Source organism: Streptomyces sp. APSN-46.1 (assembly GCF_022815725.1).
Classification (GTDB): Bacteria; Actinomycetota; Actinomycetes; order Streptomycetales; family Streptomycetaceae; genus Streptomyces.
In genome coordinates this window covers 593,447-613,753 of record NZ_JALGRF010000002.1, presented here as the reverse complement: position 1 = coordinate 613,753, position 20,307 = coordinate 593,447, and the positions used below count along the sequence as shown (strand labels likewise).

At 72.0% G+C, this 20,307-nt stretch carries 18 protein-coding genes and 2 pseudogenes; 12 read left to right on the top strand and 8 right to left on the bottom strand.

The genetic code is table 11. The features are described 5' to 3' along the window. Positions 1–3 precede the first annotated feature (3 nt). Positions 4–1,173: a steroid 3-ketoacyl-CoA thiolase gene (locus tag MTF65_RS09385; protein ID WP_243628007.1), complete on the bottom strand. Its 1,170-nt coding sequence runs from the start codon at positions 1,171–1,173 to the stop codon at positions 4–6. 252 nt (positions 1,174–1,425) lie between these two features. Here MTF65_RS09385 and MTF65_RS30485 point away from each other — a divergent pair, with 252 nt between their 5' ends. Continuing rightward, positions 1,426–2,673 (top strand): cytochrome P450, encoded by a 1,248-nt coding sequence (locus tag MTF65_RS30485; RefSeq protein WP_374207189.1) that lies wholly within the window; start codon positions 1,426–1,428, stop codon positions 2,671–2,673. Positions 2,674–3,110: 437 nt separating this feature from the next. Here the strand turns inward: MTF65_RS30485 and MTF65_RS09375 are convergent, their stop codons facing one another. Further along, complete coding sequence (locus MTF65_RS09375) at positions 3,111–5,153, bottom strand: bifunctional glycosyltransferase 87/phosphatase PAP2 family protein (RefSeq protein WP_243628006.1); 2,043 nt, start codon at positions 5,151–5,153, stop codon at positions 3,111–3,113. A gap of 120 nt (positions 5,154–5,273) precedes the next feature. Here MTF65_RS09375 and MTF65_RS09370 point away from each other — a divergent pair, with 120 nt between their 5' ends. Further along, positions 5,274–5,606 (top strand): antibiotic biosynthesis monooxygenase, encoded by a 333-nt coding sequence (locus tag MTF65_RS09370; RefSeq protein WP_243628005.1) that lies wholly within the window; start codon positions 5,274–5,276, stop codon positions 5,604–5,606. A gap of 160 nt (positions 5,607–5,766) precedes the next feature. On the opposite strand, the gene MTF65_RS09365 is transcribed toward MTF65_RS09370, so the two are convergent. Continuing rightward, the gene (locus MTF65_RS09365) at positions 5,767–6,183 is read right to left on the bottom strand and encodes a nuclear transport factor 2 family protein (RefSeq protein ID WP_243628004.1); all 417 of its coding nucleotides are present in this window, start codon (positions 6,181–6,183) and stop codon (positions 5,767–5,769) included. 106 nt (positions 6,184–6,289) lie between these two features. Here MTF65_RS09365 and MTF65_RS09360 point away from each other — a divergent pair, with 106 nt between their 5' ends. Further along, positions 6,290–6,883 carry a GNAT family N-acetyltransferase gene (locus MTF65_RS09360; RefSeq protein WP_243628003.1) on the top strand — a complete coding sequence of 198 codons (594 nt, stop codon included), beginning with the start codon at positions 6,290–6,292 and terminating at the stop codon, positions 6,881–6,883. An 88-nt stretch (positions 6,884–6,971) separates the two neighbouring features. On the opposite strand, the gene MTF65_RS09355 is transcribed toward MTF65_RS09360, so the two are convergent. Beyond that, entirely contained in the window at positions 6,972–9,050 is a 2,079-nt protein-coding gene (locus MTF65_RS09355; RefSeq protein WP_243628002.1) for an MDR family MFS transporter, read from the bottom strand. A gap of 126 nt (positions 9,051–9,176) precedes the next feature. Here MTF65_RS09355 and MTF65_RS30480 point away from each other — a divergent pair, with 126 nt between their 5' ends. Continuing rightward, the gene (locus MTF65_RS30480; protein ID WP_243628001.1) at positions 9,177–10,271 is read left to right on the top strand and encodes a peptidoglycan-binding protein; all 1,095 of its coding nucleotides are present in this window, start codon (positions 9,177–9,179) and stop codon (positions 10,269–10,271) included. A gap of 143 nt (positions 10,272–10,414) precedes the next feature. After that, positions 10,415–11,098: an HAD-IA family hydrolase gene (locus MTF65_RS09345; RefSeq protein ID WP_243627999.1), complete on the top strand. Its 684-nt coding sequence runs from the start codon at positions 10,415–10,417 to the stop codon at positions 11,096–11,098. 541 nt (positions 11,099–11,639) lie between these two features. On the opposite strand, the gene MTF65_RS09340 is transcribed toward MTF65_RS09345, so the two are convergent. Then, on the bottom strand, positions 11,640–12,221 hold the full coding sequence (locus MTF65_RS09340; RefSeq protein WP_243627997.1) for a TMEM165/GDT1 family protein: 582 nt from the start codon (positions 12,219–12,221) through the stop codon (positions 11,640–11,642). 632 nt (positions 12,222–12,853) lie between these two features. Here MTF65_RS09340 and MTF65_RS09335 point away from each other — a divergent pair. The 5 genes from MTF65_RS09335 (at position 12,854) to MTF65_RS09315 (ending at position 17,968) form a co-directional block, all read left to right on the top strand. Further along, positions 12,854–13,516, top strand: coding sequence for an HNH endonuclease family protein (locus tag MTF65_RS09335; protein WP_243627996.1), 663 nt, complete (start codon positions 12,854–12,856; stop codon positions 13,514–13,516). Between the two features lie 130 nt (positions 13,517–13,646). Next, the gene (locus MTF65_RS09330) at positions 13,647–15,314 is read left to right on the top strand and encodes an alkaline phosphatase D family protein (RefSeq protein WP_243627994.1); all 1,668 of its coding nucleotides are present in this window, start codon (positions 13,647–13,649) and stop codon (positions 15,312–15,314) included. Positions 15,315–15,516: 202 nt separating this feature from the next. Beyond that, positions 15,517–16,158 carry a DedA family protein gene (locus tag MTF65_RS09325; RefSeq protein WP_243627993.1) on the top strand — a complete coding sequence of 214 codons (642 nt, stop codon included), beginning with the start codon at positions 15,517–15,519 and terminating at the stop codon, positions 16,156–16,158. 184 nt (positions 16,159–16,342) lie between these two features. Further along, positions 16,343–16,831, top strand: coding sequence for a hypothetical protein (locus tag MTF65_RS09320; protein WP_243627991.1), 489 nt, complete (start codon positions 16,343–16,345; stop codon positions 16,829–16,831). Between the two features lie 339 nt (positions 16,832–17,170). After that, the gene (locus MTF65_RS09315) at positions 17,171–17,968 is read left to right on the top strand and encodes a hypothetical protein (protein ID WP_243627989.1); all 798 of its coding nucleotides are present in this window, start codon (positions 17,171–17,173) and stop codon (positions 17,966–17,968) included. Positions 17,969–18,296: 328 nt separating this feature from the next. Here MTF65_RS09315 and MTF65_RS09305 read toward each other — a convergent pair whose 3' ends face one another. Both MTF65_RS09305 and MTF65_RS09300 read right to left on the bottom strand, forming a co-directional pair. Further along, on the bottom strand, positions 18,297–18,524 hold the full coding sequence (locus MTF65_RS09305; protein ID WP_243627987.1) for a DUF2277 domain-containing protein: 228 nt from the start codon (positions 18,522–18,524) through the stop codon (positions 18,297–18,299). 15 nt (positions 18,525–18,539) lie between these two features. Continuing rightward, positions 18,540–18,950: a TRADD-N-associated membrane domain-containing protein gene (locus MTF65_RS09300; protein ID WP_243627986.1), complete on the bottom strand. Its 411-nt coding sequence runs from the start codon at positions 18,948–18,950 to the stop codon at positions 18,540–18,542. Positions 18,951–19,527: 577 nt separating this feature from the next. Between MTF65_RS09300 and MTF65_RS09295 the strand changes: the two are divergent. Together MTF65_RS09295 and MTF65_RS30775 are read left to right on the top strand one after the other, a co-directional pair. Further along, positions 19,528–19,653: pseudogene (locus tag MTF65_RS09295) on the top strand (GntR family transcriptional regulator); the annotation flags it as partial. Next, a pseudogene (locus MTF65_RS30775) lies at positions 19,634–19,753 on the top strand (IS5/IS1182 family transposase); the annotation flags it as partial. The pseudogenes MTF65_RS09295 and MTF65_RS30775, both read left to right, overlap by 20 nt. Positions 19,754–19,828: 75 nt before the next feature. Here the strand turns inward: MTF65_RS30775 and MTF65_RS09285 are convergent. Beyond that, a complete protein-coding gene (locus MTF65_RS09285) occupies positions 19,829–20,242 on the bottom strand; it encodes an SgcJ/EcaC family oxidoreductase (protein ID WP_374207214.1) in 414 nt (137 codons plus the stop codon). Positions 20,243–20,307: the final 65 nt, after the last annotated feature.

Genomic DNA, 20,307 nt, shown 5'->3' with positions numbered 1-20,307 from the left:
TCCCTACAGCCGCTGGATGATGGTGCCGGTCGCCAGCGCTCCACCCGCACACATGGTGATCAGCGCGAATTCCTTGTCGCGCCGCTCCAGCTCGTGCAGCGCGGTGGTGATCAGGCGGGCGCCGGTCGCGCCGACGGGGTGGCCGAGCGCGATGCCGCCGCCGTTGACGTTGACCTTCTCCAGGTCCTGCTCGAAGACCTGGGCCCAGCTGAGGACGACCGAGGCGAAAGCCTCGTTGATCTCGACGAGGTCGATGTCCCTGAGGGACATGCCGGCCTTGCCGAGCACGGCCCGCGTCGCGTCGATCGGCCCGTCGAGGTGGTAGTGCGGGTCGGCGCCCACCAGCGTCTGGGCGACGATCCGGGCGCGCGGCTTGAGTTTCAGCGCGCGGGCCATCTTGCGGGAGGCCCACATCACGGCCGCGGCCCCGTCGGATATCTGCGAGGAGTTCCCGGCGGTGTGCACGGCGGTCGGCATGACCGGCTTGAGCCGGGCCAGGCCCTCCATCGAGGTGTCGCGCAGGCCCTCGTCCCGGTCGACCAGGCGCCACATGCCCTGGCCGGCGGCCTGCTCCGCCTCGGTGGTCGGCACCTGAACGGCGAACGTCTCGCGCTTGAACCGCTCCTCGGCCCAGGCGGTGGCGGCCCGCTCCTGGGACAGCACCCCCAGCCTGTCGACGTCCTCGCGGGTCAGGCCCCGGCGCCGGGCGATCCGCTCGGCGGCCTCGAACTGGTTCGGGAGATCGACGTTCCACTCGTCCGGGAAGGGCTTCCCCGGGCCGTGCTTGGAGCCGGAGCCGAGCGGGACCCGGCTCATGGCCTCGACCCCGCAGGCGATGCCGATGTCCATGACCCCGCCGGAGATCATGTTGGCGACCATGTGGTTGGCCTGCTGCGAGCTGCCGCACTGGCAGTCCACGGTGGTCGCGGCGGTCTCGTAGGGCAGGCCCATGGCGAGCCAGGCGTTGCGGGCGGGGTTCATCGACTGCTCGCCGGCGTGGGTGACCGTGCCTCCCACGATCTGCTCGACGCAGTCCGGCTGGATTCCGGTACGGGCGAGCAGCTCGCGGTAGGTCTCGCCGAGGAGGTAGGCGGGATGGAGGTTGGCGAGCGAGCCCCCGCGCTTACCGATGGGGGTGCGTACGGCTTCGACGATGACGGGTTCCGCGGCCATGAGCTCGTCCTCTCCTGCGCAGTGCCGGCGGGGCGGGTCGTCCTGGCGCCCCCGCCCGAACTAGTACGCGTTCTACTTCTCCCCGCAGTCTTATGACCTGGGGCCCCGGCACGCAAGGGTCTTGCACGCGGCTTACGCGGCCTACACGGATTCCACACGCAACAGTTGGCGCGAGGACCCTTGTCACTTCTAGAACTCGTTACTACCTTCAAGCCAACTTCTGATGGTCCGTCAGACTTTGGAGTTGCCCCGATGCCCCCCTGCCCCGCGCTGCCCGAAGGCTTCGACGCCACCGACCCCGACCTCCTCCAAGACCGGGTCCCCCTCCCGGAGTTCGCGCGGCTGCGGCAGACCGCACCCGTGTGGTGGTGCCCGCAGCGCCGGGGCGTCACCGGATTCGACGACGAGGGCTACTGGGCCGTCACCCGGCACGCGGACGTCAAGTACGTCTCGACGCACCCCGAGTTGTTCTCCTCGACGACGAACACGGCGATCATCCGCTTCAACGCACACATCCAGCGCGAGCAGATAGATGCCCAGCGTCTGATCATGCTGAACATGGATCCGCCGGAACACACCCGCGTACGCCAGATCGTGCAGCGCGGATTCACGCCGCGGGCGATCCGCGGACTGGAGCAGGCGCTGCGCGACCGGGCCCGGAAGATCGTCACCGAGGCGCTGGCGGTCTCGGGCGACGGCAGTTTCGACTTCGTCACGCAGGTCGCCTGCGAGCTCCCGCTCCAGGCCATCGCCGAACTGATCGGCGTACCGCAGAAGGACCGCGCCAAGATCTTCGACTGGTCGAACAAGATGATCGCCTACGACGACCCCGAGTACGCGATCACCGAGGAGGCCGGCTCCGAGGCGGCCATGGAGCTCATCGGCTACGCGATGAACCTGTCCGCCGAGCGCAAGGAGTGCCCGGCCAAGGACATCGTCACGCAGCTGGTGGCGGCCGAGGGGCAGGGCAACCTCGGCTCGGACGAGTTCGGCTTCTTCGTGCTGCTGCTGGCGGTCGCGGGCAACGAGACCACGCGCAACGCCATCAGCCACGGCATGCACGCCTTCCTCACCCACCCCGAACAGTGGGAGCTGTACAAGCGCACCCGTCCCTCGACGGCGGCGGAGGAGATCGTGCGCTGGGCCAGCCCGATCGTGTCCTTCCAGCGCACCGCCACCCAGGACACCGAGCTGGGCGGGCAGAAGATCAAGGCGGGCGACCGGGTGGGGCTGTTCTACTCCTCCGCCAATCACGACCCCGAGGTCTTCGAGAACCCGGACGTCTTCGACATCACCCGCGACCCGAACCCGCACCTGGGCTTCGGCGGCGGCGGGCCGCACTTCTGCCTCGGCAAGTCGCTGGCCATCATGGAGATCGACCTGATCTTCAACGCGCTGGCCGACGCGCTGCCGGACCTGCGGCTGGCCGACGAGGCCCCGCGGCGGCTGCGGGCGGCCTGGCTCAACGGCATCAAGGAGCTCCGGGTCAGCCACGGCTGACCCGTGGTCCAGGACGGCAGGGGCCCCTCCACCCACGCCCCGGCCCCTGCCGTCCGCTGGTCGCCGGCCGTCGTACGGGCGGTGGTCGGGCCGTCGTACGGGTGCTGCTCGCCGCCGCTGTACGGGCGCTGGCACGGGCGCCGCTCGCCGCCGCTGTACAGGCGCTGGCACGGGCGCCGCTCGCCGCCGCTGTACGGGCGCTGCTCCGCCGGTCGCTCACGCCCCGCCGGGGGCGAAGCTCCAGCCGCCGCCGGCAGGCCGGCGCGCGGCGGCGTGCCGCCGAGTGGCGCGATGGCCGCACCGGGCGGATCCTGACAGGACGCGGCGATCCACCGTAGGGGTGCCGGAGCGGGTCCAGCCCGCCCGGCACCCCTACGCGCGTTCGCCATGCCTTCGGCAGGGCCCGGGCGGGGCCCCGGCCGGGCCCCGGCCGGGCGTCAGGCCCGCGCGCGTTCCCCGGCGGCCGCGCCCACCCGCTCCGGCACCCGCGGCCTCGGCACCCCGACCCCGGCCGGCAGCGCGGCCCCCCGGGGCCCGGAGAGTACGTAGACCAGCCCGAACCCGGCGCCGACGACGAGCGCGCCGCCGACCGCGTCGAGCACCCAGTGGTTGGCGGTGGCGACGATCGCGCACACCGTGATCAGCGGGTGCAGCACGCCGAGCGCCTTCTGCCAGCCCTTCGGCGCGAGGACGACGACCACGATCCCGCACCACAGCGACCAGCCGAAGTGCAGCGACGGCATCGCCGCGTACTGGTTGGAGATCGCGGTCATGGCCCCGTACTGCGGATTGGCCAGGTCCTGCACGCCGTGCACGGTGTCGACGAAGCCGAGACCGGGCATCAGGCGCGGCGGCGCGAGCGGGTAGAGCCAGAACCCTATGAGCGCGAGGACGGTGGCCAGGCCGAGGGAGGCGCGGGCCCAGCGGTAGTCGGCGGGGCGGCGCCAGTACAGCAGCGCGAGGATCGTCAGCGGCACCACGAAGTGGAACGACGTGTAGTAGAAGTTGAAGAACGCCTCCAGCCAGGGGGTGTTCACCACGGCGTGGTTGACGGCGTACTCGATGTCGATGCCCAGCGCCCGTTCGATCGCGAGGATCTGGCCGGCGTGCCCTTCGGCAAGGCCGCGGCTGGTGGGCGCGGCGGCGCGGATGTGGGAGTAGAGCGAGTACCCGACCCGTATCAGCAGCAGTTCCAGTAGCAGGTTGGGGCGCGACAGCACGCGCCGCCAGAGCGGCAGCAGCGGCACGCGCGACCAGCGGGCGGCGGCGGGCCGGCCGTACGCGGTCGGGACGGGCTCGCGCCAGTACGCGGAGGAGCGCGGCAGGAACGGCACCGCGCAGGCCGCGGCGAGTGCGGCCAGCAGCAGCACGTTGTCGCGTACGGGGGCCAGCGCGGCCAGGTTCGGCAGCAGCACACTGCTGGGCAGGGTCAGGGCGAGGACGACGGCCACCGGCCACACGGGCCGGTCGGCGGCCCGCTTGCCCACCTTGCCGGCCACCGCGAGCAGCACCCACAGCATCTGGTGGCGCCAGCCGGTCGGCGACACGGCGACGGCCACACAGCCGGTGATGGCGACCGCGAGCAGCAGCTGCCCGTCGCGGGCGTAGCGCGCCGCGCGGCGCAGGCCGGTCCAGACGATTGCGGCCGCGAGGGCGACGTAGAGCAGGATCTCGCCGGGTCCGGTGAGCCCGAGGCGCAGCAGCGCGCCGTGCACGGACTGGTTGGCGAGGCTGTCGGGGGCGCCGCCGAGGCCGGTGCCCGCGAGGTGCTGGATCCAGTACGTCCAGGAGTCGCGGGGCAGGGCCGCCCAGGCGAGCACGGTGGCTCCGGCGAAGGTCGCGGCGGCGGCCCGCGCGGTGGGGCGGCGTCCGGCCAGCCACAGCAGCGGGGCGAAGAGCAGCAGCGCCGGCTGGAGCGCGGCGGCGAGGCCCACGAGGAAGCCCGCCGCGCGGTCGCCGGGGACCCGGAAGACGGCCAGGAGGACCAGCAGCACGGGCAGGACGGGCAGGACGGCGGTCTGGCCGGGCGAGGCCGCCTCGCGTACGGGCAGCGAGACCATCATCAGGGCGACCAGCACGGGCGCGGCGAGCAGCGCGGTGCGGCGCGGCACGGGGTCGGGCAGTCCGCGCGCGGCGACGAGCCCGACGGCGGCGACGAACAGCAGCGTGACCGAGGTCCAGGCCACTTCCAGCGAGGGGGCGGCGAGGCCGGCCAGCGGCTTGAGGACCAACCCGGAGAAGGGTGTGCCGGTGAACTGGCCGCCGTCGTAGAGCGAGCCGAGCAGGCTGCCGGGGCTGCCCGGGAGGTGGAACTCGGTGAGCCACTCGCCGGGCGGCACGCGGAGCACCGCGGCGGCCTGTCTGAGGGCGAGGACGCCCGCGAGCGCCCACAGGAGAAGGCGAACGGCTCCGAGCCTGCCGTTACCGCCTATGACTCCGGCATGTCCGTTCGCCCCGCTGTGCTCCGCCGCGTTAGCCACGCCTCGCCGGCCTCCCGCCCTGTTGAACGCAACCTTGACTTCGCCTGGCTGCCGCGCTTGATGCACCACTCCATTACCTGGGAGGACGATATCTCCCGCGAGATACCTAGGATGTCGGGCATGAGCATCGTGAAGATCAACGCGCTGACCGTCCCCGCCGAGCAGCGGGAGGTGCTGGAGCAGCGCTTCGCCTCGCGGGCGGGGGCCGTGGAGGGTTCGGACGGGTTCGAGTGGTTCGAGCTGCTGCGGCCCGTCGAGGGGACGGACCAGTACCTCGTGTACACGCGGTGGCGGTCGGAGGAGGACTTCCAGGCGTGGATGGAGGGGCCGATGAAGGCCGCTCACCAGGGTGGCGGCGGCGCGGCGGGCGGGGAGCGGCCGAAGCCGGCGGCCACGGGCTCGACGGTGTGGTCGTTCGAGGTCGTGCAGCAGACCGGGCCGAAGCGGGACTGACCGGGCACGAACGGAGGCCCGGGCGGCGCAGGGCCCGGGCCTCCGTTCGTGTCACATGACGTCGGTCAGCGGCCTGATCAGCGGTCGGTGGTTGGCGGCCGTCGGTCGTCGGTCGGCGGTCGTCGGCCAGTGGCCAGTGGTGATCAGCGGCCGGCGGTGATCAGCGGCCGGCGGTCAGCGGCTGGCTCCAGAAGGCGTCGTTCTCGCTGATGTCCGAGGTGCATCCGTCGATGTCGGTGATCTTGTCCCCGACGAGGGTGAAGAAGAGACCCTCGTGGATCTCGATCCCCCGGTCTCCGCGGTCGGCGAACGTCGTGTGGAAACTCATGACGTGGCCGCGGCCGTCCGCCAAGACCGATTCCAGACGGACCCGGAAGGTTCCGTTCGTCTCCTCGGCGATGCGGCGGTAGAGGTCCATGACGGCCTCCCGCCCCTTGTGGTGCCCGGAGAGGGGGTTGTTGCCCGGCATGTGGTGGATGACGTCGGCCGTCATCATCGAACTCAGCTTCTCCATGTCGCCCTTGCCGAAGGCCTCGTAGCCGCGGCGGATCAGGGCACAGTCCGGATGCTCCGACATGACGGTTCCCGCCCTTCGTGTGCACGGTTTGTCGCTTTTCCTATCATCGGCCCGTGCCTGTGGATATTCCACGCGGGCGTCGGCGCGCGCGATCCACAATGAGGCCATGACCAGCAACGCGAGCTCCACCTCAGCCCCTCCGACCGCCACGACACCCGGGTCGAGCGCGGCCGCCCCGTCGAACACGGCCGCCCCACCCGCCCGGGCATGGGCGGTCGCCCGGGCATGGGCAGTCGCCCCGGAACCCTTCGACACCCCGGACGCCACCACCCTGCGCCGCGCCTACTACGCGGAGGTCGCCGGCCGGTACTGGAAGAGGGCCGCCACCGAAGCCGAGATCGACCAGGGCCTGGCGGACGATCCGGACGACGGGCTCGTCCCGCCGACCGGTCAGTTCGTGGTCGGACGTCTCGATGGCGAGGCCCTGGCCTGCGGCGGCATACGCGTACTCGATCCGCTCACCGTCGAACTCACCAGGGTGTACGTGGACCAGCGCGCCCGCGGCACCGGTGGAGGGGCGGCGCTGCTCGCCGCCTTGGAGGAGGCGGGCCGGTCCCTGGGCGCCGAGCGGGTCCGCCTGGACACCCGGTCCGACCTGGTGGAGGCCCGCGCCCTGTACGCGCGGCACGGGTACCGGGAGATACCGGCGTACAACTCCGGCCCGTACGCCGAGCACTGGTTCGAGAAGCCCCTGGTCTGAGCGGCCTCTCCGCGGCGGACCGGGCAGGGGCTGCGGCACAGGGCTGCGGCGGACCGGGCAGGGGCGGACCGGGCAGGGGCGGGGTCGCTCAGTGGGCGGCGTGGTCCCGGGGGGCCAGGGTGTCGTAGGGCTCCTCGGCGTCGGATCCGCAGAGCTCCGCGTTGATCTCCTCGACCAGCTTGACCAGGTCGGTCGGGCGGTCAGGTCCCCACCAGTCGCCGAGCAGCTCGGCCAAGGACTCCTGCCGGGCCGCGGCCAGCCTGGCGGCGGCCTCGCGTCCCCGGTCGGTCAGGACCAGCGTCAGCCCGTCCCGGCGGGCGAGCCTGCGCTCCTCGACCTGGCGCGCGGCATCCGTGACGATCCGGAGCGGCACGGAGGTGCGGTCGGCGAGCAGGGCGGGTTCGGCCGAGCCGTACCTGTTGATCCGCAGCAGCAGCCAGCTGGCGGCGGGGAGCAGGTCGTAGCCGGCCTTCTCGGTGATCTTCTCGTAGACGTGGCGGCGGCCCTCCCGGGTGCCGAGCAGGGACAGCGCGCGGGCGACCTCGTCGTGGGACGAGCGCTGGACCGGGTTGGAGGCGAGCGTCTCGGTCCCATCGGGTGCGGTGACCGAGCCGCGGAGCTTGTCCTCCTTGAGGAACCAGGCGATGACGAAAGCGACCAGCACCACGGGCACGGCGTAGAGGAAGACGTCGGTGATCGAGGTGGAGTACGCGTCGAGTACCCGCGGCTGCAGGTCGGTGGGCAGCTCGGCGATGGCCCGGGGATCGGCCTCCAGTTGCGCGACGCTCACACCGGGCGGAAGCGGGACGCCGGCGAGGGCGGAGGCCAGCTGGTCGTCGAGCCGGCTGGTGAAGACCGTGCCGAAGATGGCGACGCCGAAGGAGGCGCCGATGGAGCGGAAGAAGGTGGCACCGGAGGTGGCGACTCCGAGGTCGGCGTAGCTGACCGCGTTCTGCACCGCCAGGACGAGCACCTGCATGACCAGGCCGAGTCCGGCACCGAAGACGAAGAAGTACACGCCCATCTCCCAGTCGCCGCTGTCCCGCCGCAGCTGGTGCAGGAGGAGCAGCCCGACGGCGGTCACGGCCGTGCCCACGATCGGGAAGACCTTCCAGTGCCCGGTGCGGCTGACGATCTGGCCCGAGCCGGTGGAGGCGATGAGCAAGCCGAGAACCATCGGCAGCATGTGGACGCCGGACATGGTCGGTGAGACGCCGCGTACGACCTGGAGGAAGGTCGGCAGGTAGACCATCGCGCCGAACATGGCGAAACCGACGACGAAGCTGATCACCGAGCAGAGGGTGAAGGTACGGATCCGGAACAGCCCCAGCGGCAGGACGGGTTCGGCCGCCCGCCGCTCCACGAAGAGGAGGACGACGAGGAGTACCGCGCCGAGGACGGCGAGGCCGATGATCTGGACCGAGTCCCAGGGCCAGGTGGTGCCGCCGAGGGATGCGACGAGCACGAGGCAGGTGGCGACGGAGGCGATGAGGAAGGTGCCCAGGTAGTCGATGGTGTGCTTCGAGGAGCGCACCGGGATGCGCAGCGCGGCGGCGATGACGACGAGTGCGACGAGACCGATGGGGAGGTTGATGTAGAAGACCCAGCGCCAGGAGAGGTGGTCCACGAACAGGCCGCCGAGCAGTGGGCCCAGCACGCTGGTGGCGCCGAAGACCGCACCGAAGAGGCCCTGGTACCTGCCGCGTTCGCGGGGCGGGACGATGTCGCCCACGATCGCCATGGACAGCACCAACAGTCCGCCGCCGCCCAGGCCTTGCAGTGCGCGGAAGCCGATGAGCTGGGGCATGTCCTGGGCGATACCGCAGAGGACCGAGCCGATGAGGAAGATGACGATGGCGTACTGATAGAGCTTCTTGCGGCCGTACTGGTCACCGAGCTTGCCCCACAGCGGTGTGGCGGCGGTGGAGGCGAGCATGTAGGCGGTGACCACCCATGACAGGTGTTCCATCCCGCCCAGTTCGCTGACGATCGTCGGCAGGGCGGTGGAGACGATGGTCTGGTCGAGAGCGGCGATCAGCAGGCCGAGCAGCAGTGCGCCGATGGAGACGAGCACCTCGCGCGAGGCGTGCTCGGCGGCGGGGCTGGAGCTCCTGGGCCCGGGGCCGGGGCCGGGGCCCACGGACGATGTCGTCAGATCCTGAGCCATCAACTCCTCCTCAGGCCGAATCAACATCTCCATCGTGAGCGGTGTGTCCGGTTATGGCCTGTCGGACGGTTGGGCGGGTCCCCGCGGGTCTGCATAATCGCAGGCAAGTGGCCAGGGAGGGTTTCAGTGAGCGCTGAGCGCTGTCCAAATTGCGACGCCGTGGGCGTCGGCTGCGGGTGCGTGCCTCGGGCGGGCTTCGACCCCCTGCGCATCCGTCCGTACGTGACGTTGTCCGACCCGGGTGAGGCGACGGCGCCGACGTTCCCGCAGCCGGTGCGCGGCGCGGTGACCCCGGAGCCGCACCCCTCCGGGCCCCCGCCGGCGCCGGGCGGCCCGGGCGGGTACGGGGCCCAGGCGGCGCCGGGCCCGGGCGGGTACGGCCAGGCCGGCGACGCCGCGACGGAGCTGCTGCCCCCGGTTCCGGCCGCGCCGGTTCCGCCGCAGGGCGACACCCCGGCGTACGGGATACCCGTACCGCCGGCGCACCCGGCATGGCCGGACGAGACGGCCGCGCTCCAGACGGTCCCCCCGGCTCCGGGGCCTGCGCCTGCACTGGCGCAGGACGGCGGATGGGCCGGGGAGCAGGGAAGGGGAGAGGGAAGGGGAGGGGGTGGGGGTGGGGCCCCGGAGGGGCGGTCCGCTCCGGCTTCCCGACGGCGGCTGCTGCCCCTGCTGCTGGGCGCGGCCGCGGTGGTCGCGCTGGGCTCGGGTGCCCTCGCGATGGGCGCGTTCGGGGACTCCGGGGCGAGTGACACCGCACTGGGCGACCCGAAGGCGGCGGCGCCCGCGGCGAGCGCCGCCCCGGCCGGTTCGTCGCAGGCCTCGACGAGTCCGACGCGCAGCCCGTCCGCCTCCGCCTCCCGTTCGACGTCGCCCTCCCCGTCCGCGTCACCGTCATCGAGCGCCTCACGCTCGGCGTCACCGTCCGCGAGCCCGTCACGCTCCTCGGCACCTCCGTCCCCGAAGGCGTCCGCGATCCGCTCCCCCAGCTCCCAGGCCCCGCAGCAGCAGGTCCGGAGCCTGCAGTACGGGGACTCGGGCCCGGAGGTGGAGCAGCTCCAGCGGCTGCTCGCGGCGGAAGGCCTGTACCGGGGCAAGTTCAACGGCAAGTACGACGACCGGACGGAGAACGCGGTCTCGACCTTCCAGTGGAACAACGACATCGACGAAGACCCTTGGGGCGTCTACGGTCCGGCCACCCGGAAAGCCCTGGAGGGCTAGAAGATCCAGGGCTTCGTCAAGCCGGGTGGCGCAGACCGCCGCTATTTTGTATCGTGTGGGAACAAAGTGGTTCCGTCCTCACTCCCTGACCGGTGGACGGAACCACTTGATCTCTTTTCCCGCCCCGTCTGGAGCACCTGCCGATGTCGGCCAGCGCCACCACCGCCCCTGTCGTCCTCACCGCCAAGGCCCTGCTCCTGGACATGGACGGCACCATCGTCAACTCCGACGCGGTGGTCGAGCGCTGCTGGCGCGAGTGGGCGGAGTCCCACGGGCTGGACCCGCGGGAGGCCCTCAAGGTGGTCCACGGCCGCCAGGGCTACGCCACCATGGCCATCCTGCTTCCGGAGCGCCCGATGGAGCATAACCACGCCGAGAACGCCGTGATGCTCGCCCGCGAGACCGCCGACACCGACGGCGTGGTCCCGGTCGGCGGCGCCCCGGAGTTCATGGCGGCGCTCGGCGGGCTGCCGCACGCCCTGGTCACCTCCGCCGACGCCGCTCTGGCCGCGGTACGGATGTCGGCCGCCGGCCTGCCGATGCCGGGCGTGCGCGTGACGGCCGAGTCCGTCTCGGCCAGCAAGCCCGACCCGGAGGGCTTCCTCAAGGGCGCCGCCGCGCTGGGCGTGGACCCGGCCGAGTGCATCGTCTTCGAGGATTCGGCCGCCGGTATAGCCGCAGGCCAGGCCGCCGGCATGCGCGTGATCGGCATCGGCCCCCGCGCCGCCGCCCACGCCCCGACGGCCCACGCCCCGGACCTGACGTCCATCCACGTCCAGCCCACCCCGGACGGCTCGATCCAACTCACCCTGACTCCCACCGCCTGACCCGGAACACACCCCCGCCCCGGCCGCCTCGGAGCGCACCCCCGCCCGGCCGCCTCGTTGGCGGCCCGTCGGCGCTTCACGATCACGCGGAGCGACATGCCGGCCCGGGCGGGCCCGGCCCGGGCCGCGACCGCCAGCGGCCCGGCGGAACAATCCGCCGCGCCTGGGCCGCCCGGCCAGACCGCACCCCAGCGGTGCGCGGCAGGCTTCGCCGCCGCCCCCGTACACGGAATCCCGCTCCGCGCGCACCCGGACGCCTCACCGCCGTGCACCAGCACCTCGCGGAACCGCATCGGCGACGAGCCGTCTCGCGAAGGCGGTATCGGCCGCCCCGCAGCCCAGGCGGCGGCCGCGACGACCGCCGGGCCCGCCATCGCCCGGTGAAGCGGCGGTGGCGCGCCGACTACCTCCCGGCCCGCCACCACACCGCGGAGCCACCCGGCTCCACGCCCGCGAGGTGCCGCAGGAGGCGGCCCGGCAGGAACAGGCCGGACGGCGGTCAGAGGGTGGTCAGACGTCGGTCAGACGGAGCTCGGCCGGCTCAGCCCGCGATCGCCTCGTACAGCGAGAACGCGGCCAGCGCCGCCATCACCGCCGCCGCGACCTTGGTGATCAGCCGCAGCGGCACGTACTTCATCAGCGTCCGCCCGCCCAGAATCCCGATGCCCGCGACCGCCCACAGCGCCAGCACCGCACCGACGCCGACCGAGACCGGGTTCTCGTACCGCGCCGCGAGATTGGCGGTCATGATCTGCGTCAGATCGCCGAACTCCGCCACCAGGATCAACATGAACCCGGCCCCGGACACCTTCCAGAAGGACTGGTCGGCCGGCGGCCTGACCTCCTCCTCCCCGTCGCTCTTCTTCAGCAGCAGCATGGCCGCACCCGCCAGGAACAGGACGCCGACGACCGCCTGTACGAGCCGGTGCGGGAGCAGCGTGAGCACGCTGCCGGCGGCGATGGCGAGCGCGACGTGCACCGCGAACGCGGCGGCGACGCCCGCGAAGACGTAGGACGCGCGGTAGCGGGTGCCGAGCATCAGGCCCGCGAGGGCGGTCTTGTCGGGGAGTTCGGCGAGGAAGACGACGCCGAAGGCGATCGCCGTGACGCTGAAACTGAACACGGGGTGGAACCTCGATCGGTAGGGCAGGACGCCATCGCTACCGAGAGACCTGGGGTGTGTCGGGGGTCGCTTCGGCTCGGCGGCGCCCTGGGTGCATCTGCGCATGCACGTGTGTGCGTACGCCTATGCCGGAACAGGACACTGCGGCCGAAGGTCTCGCTGGCCGGCCGCTGTCCGCGGCCTGCCTCCGGGCGCCGGCTGGGGTGACCCAGCAGTATGTCGACGGTCCGGCGAAGAGCTACTCCCCTTCTGCTCGCTCAAGGGTACGCGACGCTCCCGGGCACCCGTAAGGGGTCTTTGGTCCCGATACGGCCCCTCTCTGCCCCCTAGCGGACCCGGCGGCGGACCCGGCGACGGGACCCGGCGGCGGCCCCGGCGTGGACCCGACGACCGACCCGGGGCGGACCCGGGGTGGATCCGGCGTGAGCCCGGGCCCGCCGCCGATCACCGGACCCACCCCTACCGGAACTTCAACTTCCGCTTAATCAAGGGCCTTTCAACATCTTGATGTGACGTGTCCATGTCGTCAGGCTGTCACCTGGCGCCCATCCCCGCGAAACCTGGCGCCGACACCATGGCCGCGCCCCGCCGGGGCCGCTCGGCCACATCCCCCCGCATCCACGGAGACCCTCATGGCCTTCAAGACCCCCATATCCTCCGTCTACGCGCGTCGCATCGGCGTACTCGCGTCGGCCGCCGCGCTCGCCTCCCTCACCTCCCTCGTGAACGCGCCGACCGCCCAGGCCGCTCCGCCCACCCCCATCAGTGCCGCGTCCGCCCGCGCGTACCTCGCCACGGTCACCCCGCGGACCGAAGGCTCCACCACCGGCTACAGCCGCGACCTGTTCCCGCACTGGAGCACCGTCTCCGGAACCTGCAACACCCGTGAGACCGTCCTCAAGCGCGACGGCGTGAACGTCGTCCAGGACTCCTCCTGCGCCGCGATCAGCGGCAGCTGGTACTCCGAGTACGACGGCGCCACCTGGACCGCCGCCTCCGACCTCGACATCGACCACGTCGTCGCGCTCGCCGAGGCCTGGCGCTCCGGGGCCAGCTCCTGGACCACCACCAAGCGGCAGCAGTTCGCCAACGACCTCACCCGCCCCCAGCTCATCGCCGTCACCGACAACGTCAACCAGGCCAAGGGCGACCTCGACCCCGGCAAGTGGCTGCCGCCGCGCACCGCCTACCGCTGCACGTACGCCCGCATGTGGGTCCACGTGAAGCAGTACTGGGGCCTGAGCATGGACTCCGGCGAGAAGACGGCCCTGGTCAACGTCCTGAACGGCTGCTGATCCCGCCGTCCGGCGGGCGCCGGCCGCGACCCTGAACCGGAGGCCGATCTTTCTCCCCCGCCAGGGGGAGGCCAGGCTCCCCCTCCACGTCGTACCGTGATCGAAGGGACTACGGAGGAGGGGGAGTTCCATGGCCGGACTGCGTCTGGGGCCGCTGCTGCGCTACGTCGACTGGGACGCGGGCGGCTCCGCCACGATCTGGGTCGAGGCGGACCGCCCGTGTACGGCCGAGGTGCGCTGTGCCGACGGGGCCGGCGGGAGCGTGCGCACCTTCCAGATAGCCGGGCACCACTACGCGCTGGTGCCGGTGACGGGCCTGACCCCCGGGGACACCGTGGCGTATGAGGTGCTGCTCGACGGCGTCCGCGTCTGGCCGCTGCCCGACAGCGCATTCCCTCCGAGCACGATCACCACGCCCGCCGTCGCGGGGCCGGGCCGGCCCGCGCCGGGGCTGCGCGTCACGTTCGGGTCCTGCCGGCAAGCCGTGCCGCCCGCCGACGGGCGCGGCCGGCACGGTCCGGACGCGCTGGACACGCTCGCGGCGCGGCTGGCCGCCGACCCCGCGGCGGTGCGCCCGGACCTCCTGTTGCTGCTCGGCGACCAGGTGTACGCCGACCACCTGTCGCGGGAGACCAGGCAGTGGATCGCGGCCCGCCGTGACCTGCGGGACGCGCCGGGCGCGCAGGTCGCGGACTACGAGGAGTACACCCGGCTCTACTACGAGTCCTGGCTCGACCCGGAGATCCGCTGGCTCCTCTCCACCGTGCCCAGCCTGCAGATATTCGACGACCACGATGTCGTGGACGACTGGAACACCAGCGCGGCGTGGCTGGCGGAGATGCGCGCGACGCCGTGGTGGCAGGAGCGGGTGCTCAGCGGGCTGATGTCGTACTGGGTGTACCAGCACCTGGGAAATCTCTCCCCCGCCGAGTTGGAGGCAGACGCGCTGTACGGGGCGATCCGGCGGACCCCGGACGGTACGGATGAGCTGCGGGCCTTCGCGGCCTCGGCGGATGCCGATCCGGGCACCGTCCGCTGGAGCTACCGGCGCGACTTCGGCCGCTCCCGGCTGCTGATGGTGGACACGCGGGCGGCGCGGGTACTGGCCGAGGACGGGCGGGCGATGCTCGACCCGGCTGAGCAGCAGTGGCTCCGGGAGAACGCGCTGGAGGGGCACGGGGGTTACGACCATCTGCTGATCGGGTCCTCGCTGCCGTGGCTGATGCCGCCGCTGATCCATGACGCCGAGGCCTGGAACGCGGCGTTGTGCCGTGGGGAGCGGGGGCCTCGGTGGGCGCGGATCGGGGAGGATCTGCGCCGCCGCAGCGATCTGGAGCACTGGGCGGCGTTCCCGGCGTCGTTCTCGGCGCTCAGTGATCTGATCGAGGAGGTGGGGACGGGGCCGCGGGCGCCGGCGACGGTGTGTGTCCTGTCGGGGGATGTACATCACGCGTATGTGGCCGAGCCCCTCATACCGAGTACGGCCCGGGTGTTCCAGCTGACGTGTTCGCCGGTGCACAACTCGATCCACACGGCGGTGAAGTTGGGATTCCGGCTGGGCTGGTCGCGGGCGGGCCGGTGGCTGGGGCGCGGGTTCTCCCGGCATGGCCGAACGGGCCGGCCGCCGTTGAGCTGGCGGCGTACGGGTGGGCCGTGGTTCGGCAACCAGTTGATGACCCTGGCCTTGGCGGGGCGCACGGCCCGACTCCGGCTGGACCAGGCCCACAAGGGCGGGCGGGGTGACAAGCGGGCTCGGCTGGTGACCGTACTGGACCGGGACCTGACGGCCCAGGAGTGACGGGCGGGGCCGGCACGCGTACGGCCGAACCGGCGAAGCCGCGCGCCTTCCGGCCCTCGGCGCGGGGGCACCTCCGGCGCCCCCGGCGTCCGGCAGGCGAACGCCGGGCGTACGCTGTATGGCTGTCAGCCGCCCCTGCCGCTCCCCGCGACGTCGCGGCGCTTCACGCCGAAGCACCTCAACCGGACTGGGGAGTCCCGCTTTGCTTGAGACTCTGGGGTCGTTGACGACGAGCCCGTGGATCTACGCCGTGGTGGCGGTGTCCATCGTGCTCGATGTCTTCCTGCCCGTGCTCCCGAGCGGGGTACTGGTGATCACCGCCGCTGCCGCGGCGGCCGCCGCCGGTGCGGCGGGTCCGGTCCCGGTCCCGGTCCCGGTGCCCGAGCAGGTGCCCGACATCATGGCGCTGCTGGTGATCGCCACGACGGCCTCGGTTCTGGGCGACATGGCCGCATACCGGCTCGCCCGGCTCGGCGGAGCCCGGCTGGACCGGGCCATCGCCCGCTCCCGTCGCCTGACCCGGGCCCAGGAGCGCCTGGGCGCGGCCCTGGCCCGGGGCGGCGGCGCCCTGGTGGTGATCGCCCGGTTCGCCCCGGCCGGCCGCTCGGTGGTCTCCCTGGGCGCGGGCAAGGCGCACCGCAAGATCAAGGAGTTCCTGCCCTGGTCGGTGCTGGCGGGCATGGCCTGGGCCGGCTACAGCGTGGCGCTCGGCTACTTCGGCACCCAGTGGCTGGGCGCGACGTGGCTCGGCACCGCGGTGTCGGTCGTCGCCCTCTTCGCGGCGGGAGCCCTGGCGGCCTTCCTCATCCGCCGCCCCCCGCCCTCCCCGGCCCCGGCGGCGTAACCCGGTGACCGGTAGGCGCCCGGACAGGGCATAGCCCACCCGGGGCATCCGGTCACCCGTTCACCCGGCTCCGATCGCCGCCTGCGGGCTTGGCTCCTAGCGTCCAGAGAACGGTGCGCAACCGAATCCGCGTCACATCCGTGCCCTGGCCGCGCCGTTTCGAGGAGCCCGAGGAGTTCTCTCCATGTCCCCCACGCGCAACCGCCACCGCCTGACCGGCCTCGCGGCCGCGGCCCTCGTCGCCGCCGCGGCGTCCCCCGCCACGCTCGCCCACGCCGTCCCTTCCGCCAGCGTCTCCCCGACCGCCGTGGCCCCCGGCGGCCGCGTCAGCCTCAACATCACCGGCTGCGGCACCAGGACCGGCAGGGCGACCTCCCGCGCCTTCGGCGACGTCCAGCTGACTCCGGGCAACCTGGAGGCCAGCAATCTGTTCGGCGGCGCCACCGTCTACCCCAATGCCGCCTCCGGCTCACACCCCGTGACCTTCGAGTGCGGCGGCCTCGGTGGCCAGCGCGTCACGATCTACCTGACCGTCAGCGCGGGCGCCGCCCGAGGCGGCCTGGGCGGCAGCGTCGAGTCGGTGAGCCGGGGTCAGATCGCCATCGGCGGCGCCCTCGTCGCATCCGCCCTCGGGGCCGGCATCTGGGTCCTCCGTCGCCGCGCCCACCCGTAGTCCTAGGCAGTGTCTTCAAATGATGTGGGGTGGTGGATCGCGGGGGCATGATGCGTCGCCATGAACTGTCCGATGCCGAGGGGAAGTTTGTCCGGCGGCTGGACGGCCGCAGGGCCCTGAACGAATCGCGTGGAAGGTCCGGACCGGGACGGCCTGGCGGGATGTGCCTGAGCGTTCTGGGCCGTGGGTTCCTCGTACGGGGCCAGGGGAGACGCGGCACCGGGTCGCCACCGCGATCGTGGCGGCGGCCGGGGCGGCGGGGCCTGTTCCTCCTCGCGATAGGTTTCCGGTAGCGCGACGGCGGACGGCGCCATGGCGTATCAACAGGGGGCGAACGCGATGGTCTCTTCACAGATACTGATCGGCGGCGACGGTGCCGAGACCGTGATCGAAGGCGGCGGTCTCCGGCTCGTCGACCGCCGCACCCGCACGGAAATCCCCCTCGTGGTGGTCCAGGAGGCCCGTACCGACGGCGGGCGCCACGTCGAGATCGTGCTCACCGACAGTGCCGTGCACCGTGTGGACGGCGGCAACCCGACGGCCGCCACCGCCTTCGTCACCGCCCTGACCGCCGCACTCCCCGCGCGGCGCGACCCCACCGGCAGCGCCCGCGTCACGGTCACCCCGCTGGCGCCAGCGGAGGAACCGGAGGAGGCGGAATATCATCCGAAGTACCGGCGGCGGCAGGTGATCACGCTCGCTCTCCTCCTCGTCTACGTCGGCTACACGATCTGGGTCGGCGTCGTACGCGGGGCCGAGGTGATCATCGCCCCAATCACCGCGGCGATCCCGCTCGCCCTCGGCGCAGGCCTGCTGTTCCTCGCGGTGAACGTGGCGTTGGTCTACTTCGCGCTGAAGCGGCGCGGGATCACCGTGCCCGCCTCTTTCGACTTCAGGACCAAAGACGGAGCAGCCTGGTACAAGTTCACCGACGCCGACGGCGTCGAGCGCAGTGGCCGGGGCAAGAACCGCGGACCGGTGACCCGCGTCGCCTACGACCCGGAGGATCCCCGGGACTACTCCTTTGACCTATCGGGCAAGAGCACCCTGCTCAGGGCCGGCCTCCTCACCCTCGGCGCGCTGCCGCTGCTGGGCGGCGGTGCCGCCCTCGCGGTGCTTCCGTTTCTGGTGGACTGAGGGTTCGTCCGACCGGGTCCGGCCGCCCGCTCGGCTTCGTCGTCACGGGCGGGAACACCAATGACTGCACCCAGTTCACTACGGTGAGGTAAGCAATCCGGGTGCCCCGCATCGGCCTGGGACGGCCCAGATCCGGCCCGCTCACGTCCTGGGCGACAAGGGCTACAGCTCGAAAGCGATCCGCACCTGGCTCCGCCGCAGGAGCATCCCGCACACCATTCCCGTGCGGGTCGACCAGACCCGGAACCGGGCCCGGCGCGGCAGCCGGGGCGGCCGGCCGCCGCCTTCGACCGCGAGGCCTGCAAGCGTCGCACTTTGACGACAGAACCTAGGAGGCCGTGGCGGCCGCGCCTCTGACCTGGAGGCCGTCCAGCAGGTCCCGGGTCGCCTCGGCGATCGCATCGACGGCCTCGGCGAACACCTCTTGGTTGTGCGCGGCGGGCGCCCGGAACCCGGACACCTTCCGTACGTACTGGAGCGCGGCGGCGCGGATCTCCTCCTCCGTGGCCTTCTCGGGGATGGCGGGCGGGCGCAGGGTCTTAATGGAACGGCACATACCTCTACTATCCCGCTATCGGGGCAGCTCAGACCCGGACAATTTCATGATCAACCCGGCCTGCAGCCGCGCCCTCAGCGCCGGGTCCGCAACCTCGTCCAGCAGCCCGACCGCCCGCCTCAGCGCCTCCTCTGCCCGCCGGTCCTCGCGCAGCAAGGCGGTCTGGTCGGCCATGTGCCGCAACGCCACGTCGGCCCGCCGATGAAACAGCTGCCCGATGACCGTGATCACGAGCCCCACGGAACTGGTGACGACCCCGAGATACAGTTCCCCGCTGCTTTCGGCCTTCCACACGGCCAGCGCCACTCCGAACAGCACGATGGCGGCCCCCGCCGCGGCGAACCACTGGCTGGTCACGAAGCTGCTCCGCGCCTGCGCCAGCCCGTAGGCGTAGTACTCGACGAGGATCGGCGTGAACTCGTCCACCCGAACGCCCGGTCCCGGTTCCGGTCCCAGTCCCGGTTCCACTTCCCCCCGCCTCGCCCCGGAATCAGCGTACTTCCCCTCACCGCCATCCCGGGCCGCCGGTTCCACAAGGTGCGCGAGCAGCCGCGCCCGCTCCTCGTTTCTCCTCCGGTCGAACCCACCCCCGACCCCCCACCCCGCCACCAAGCCCCCCGCCGCCAAGGCCACTCCACCCCACGCGAGCCACTCACCCATCCCCGTGACGTTCCCACCCCCCACCCTCCAGGACGGCCCACCCCCAAAGTTGTCCAAAACCCACCCCCGAACCGTCCGCATACGCGGTCCTGACGCTCGACGCACGCTGTGAGCATGAGAGCTTCGGTTCCCCCAGCCTCTTCGGCTCGCTCCCTGGGGACAGATGTTCACCATCAGGCCACCGACCCCGTCACACTGCAGGCCGACGGTGACGACGCCACGGCCCGTTTCACTCTTGGGTCCGGCGAGACGGCCGCCATCGTGCTGACCAGCGCAGCGAGCGGCAGCCCCATCCCGATGCGGCCGCGAAGAGCGCGCGGGGCCTCGTACCGTCGCGGGTGACATCGACCAGCAGATCCGCGCCGGTGTGCTGGGTGCCGGCGACATGGCGCCGAGTGAGTCCGAGCTGGTGGAGCGCTACGGCGTCTCCGGCGGGACGATCCGGAAGGCCCGAACGGTTCGGGCCGCGGAAAACCATCTATGGACAGCACCGGCTGTGGTCGGCCGACGGGACGTGGGAGCGTCTGCTCCAGCAGGTCAAGTCCGCGGCGGACGCGGCGGGTGAGATCGGCCGGCCGCCCGCAACGACCCGCCCGGCTTCGACGAGGAGCGGTACAAGAAACGCAACACCGTCGAAGGGCAAGCTAGTCGGCGACGACCCCCGTGTTCTGGCAGGCGGTCAGCAGCCAGCGGCCGTCGACTTGCTTCGACATCACGTACAGCGGGGCGCCCTCGCTCTCCTCGCCCGGGGACAGGTAGCGCTGACGTACCTTGACCGCCGCGACGTCGGGGCGGATGAAGAGCACGTGGACCACCTCGTAGGTGACCTTGCCGTCCCAGCTCGCCGCGGGGAGGACCTTGCGGGTGAACTCCGAGATCGCGTCGAGGCCGATGAGGACCTTGCCGTGGGCCGTCGTCCAGATCGCGTCCGGGTGGAAGAGACCGAGGAACTCCTCGGGGTCCTTGTTCTGCTGGGAGTGCTCGACGGTGGCGACGAGCTGGCTGATCGCTTCGATGTCCGCCGCGTGGGATGTGGATTCCGTGGTCATGGGGATCATCGTCACACCTCAAGCATGATTGAGGTCAAGCGTGTGATCACATGGTGATGTGAGGATGACCGGAC